The organism is Microbacterium sp. H6, assembly GCF_003314775.1.
GTDB classification, from domain to species: Bacteria; Actinomycetota; Actinomycetes; order Actinomycetales; family Microbacteriaceae; genus Microbacterium; species Microbacterium oxydans.
Map to the genome: position 1 here is coordinate 1 of NZ_QOAY01000095.1, position 2,188 is coordinate 2,188.

Annotated in this window: 3 protein-coding genes; all 3 read left to right on the forward strand. The window is 69.7% G+C overall.

Annotated elements, in window-relative coordinates; genetic code table 11:
* A partial coding sequence (locus DSP71_RS06550; protein WP_113680681.1) for an acylneuraminate cytidylyltransferase occupies nucleotides 1-1,036 on the forward strand: 1,036 nt, incomplete at its 5' end.
* Between the two features lie 93 nt (nucleotides 1,037-1,129).
* A complete protein-coding gene (locus tag DSP71_RS06555; protein WP_058632547.1) occupies nucleotides 1,130-2,002 on the forward strand; it encodes an N-acetylneuraminate synthase family protein in 873 nt (290 codons plus the stop codon).
* Nucleotides 1,999-2,188: DUF6716 putative glycosyltransferase (locus DSP71_RS06560; RefSeq protein WP_220151085.1), on the forward strand; the 190-nt coding region annotated here is incomplete at its 3' end. The genes DSP71_RS06555 and DSP71_RS06560, both read left to right, overlap by 4 nt.

Here is a 2,188-nt window from a genome sequence, read left to right on the forward strand (position 1 = left end):
CGCCCGTGCCGCGGGCATCGACCTGGTCGTGGTCTCGACCGACGATGACGAGATCGCCGCGCTGGCGACTGCCGCGGGTGCCAGAGCGGTCCGCCGCCCCGCGGAGCTCGCGGGAGACACCGCGACCTCGGAGAGCGCGATTCTGCATGCCCTCGACGCGCTCGAAGCGAGCGGCGACAGCGTCGATGTCGTGGCGTTCCTGCAGGCGACGTCGCCGTTCATCCCCAGTGATGCGCTCGCCGCCGCCGTGGAGGAGGTTCGCGCCGACCGTGCCGACAGTGTCTTCGCGGCGCATGAGACGTACGGGTTCCTGTGGCGGGAGGACGAACACGGTGAGGCTGCGGCGATCAACCACGAGGCCGCACACCGCCCGCGAAGGCAGGATCGCGAGCCCCACCACCTCGAGACCGGGGCGTTCTACGTGTTCCGGGCTTCCGGCTTCCGGGCGAGCAGACATCGCTTCTTCGGCAGGATCCGCATCGCCCCCGTGCCGGAGTGGACCGCGATCGAGATCGACGATGCAGAGCAGCTCCGTGTCGCCCGTGCGCTCGCCGCTCTGCACGACGTGCCTGAGCCCATCCGGGTGCGCGCGGTGGTCACCGACTTCGACGGCGTGCACACGGACGACACCGCCATCATCGATGCCGACGGCGGGGAGCGCGTGCGGGTCAGTCGGGAAGACGGCATGGGTGTCGCGCTCCTGCGTCGGGCCGGTGTGCCGCTGCTGATCCTGTCGACCGAGGTCAACCCGGTGGTGCGTGCTCGTGCAGACAAGCTCAGGGTGCCCGTGCTGCACGGCATCGACGACAAGGAGAGCGCACTGCGCGCCTGGTCGCGCGAGAACGGGGTGCCGCTCGCCGACATCGCGTATCTCGGCAACGACGTCAACGACCTGCCGGCCTTGCGGATCGTGGGGTGGCCGGTCGCGGTCGCGAACGCGCACCCGCTGGTGATCGAAGAGGCTCGTGTCGTCCTGCGCCGCCGGGGCGGAGAGGGCGCCGTGCGCGAGCTGATCGAACGGGTGTTGTCGAGCTGACCTATGCCGGTAACCCGGCGGTCTCCCGGTGTTCATCCTCGGCCCGTAGTCAGGAGGGAGGGGTTGCACCAACGCTCGAACACCGGAGGAATCATGACTGTCAGCATCGGCTCGCGAGTGATCGGCGGCGGTCGTCCGGCCTACGTCATCGCGGAGATCGGCCTCAATCACAACGGCGACGTCGACATCGCGAAGAAGCTCATCGACGTCGCGGCCCGGGCCGGCGCCGACGCGGTGAAGTTCCAGAAGCGGACTCCGGAGATCTCGACTCCTGAGCACATGCGCGACGTCCCCCGCGAGACGCCCTGGGGTGTGATGAGCTACCTCGACTACCGCCGGCGGGTCGAGTTCGGTCGTGAGGAGTACATCGAGATCGGCGACTACGCGACCATGCGCGGTCTGGACTGGTTCGCCTCTCCCTGGGACGTGCCCAGCGTCGAGTTCCTGGAGGATCTCAACGTCGTGGCGCACAAGGTCGCGTCGGCCAGTCTCACCGACACCGAGCTGCTGATCGCGCTGCGGGAGACCGGCAAGCCCGTGATCCTCTCCACCGGCATGTCGACCATCGAGCAGATCGACCGTGCGCTGGAGACCCTCGGCACCGACCGCGTGGTGCTCATGCACGCGACCTCGACCTACCCGCTGGAGCCCGAGGAGGCGAACCTGCGGGTGATCGCCACGCTGCGCGACCGCTACCCCGGCGTGCCCGTCGGCTACTCGGGCCACGAGCGCGGGCTGCAGATCTCGCTCGCTGCAGTGGCCATAGGAGCCGTCGCGGTCGAGCGGCACATCACGCTCGACCGCACGATGTGGGGGTCCGACCACGCGGCATCGCTCGAGCCGACGGGGCTGGAGCACCTCGTGCGCGATATCCGGGTGATCGAGCGCGCGACCGGCGACGGGGTCAAGCGGGTGTTCGACAGCGAGCGGGCGCCGATGGCGAAGCTGCGCCGCGTTCCGGCATGACGGTAACCAGCGGCATCCGCGTCGTCGCCATCGCGGACGCCGACTCGTTCGTGAAGTGGGCCGCCTCCCTTCTCGGTTCCGTGCCCGGTGTGCGCCCTCACCTGCTGCTCGTGCGCACACCGCTCACGGCCAGCGCCGAGCAGCAGCGCACGGCTCTCGCCGGCACGACGCTCGGGCCGGATGACG

Bases quoted from the DNA above. Each gene is read 5' to 3' on its own strand.
- DSP71_RS06555 (WP_058632547.1), top strand. From the start codon at position 1,130: ATGACTGTCAGCATCGGCTCGCGAGTGATCGGCGGCGGTCGTCCGGCC.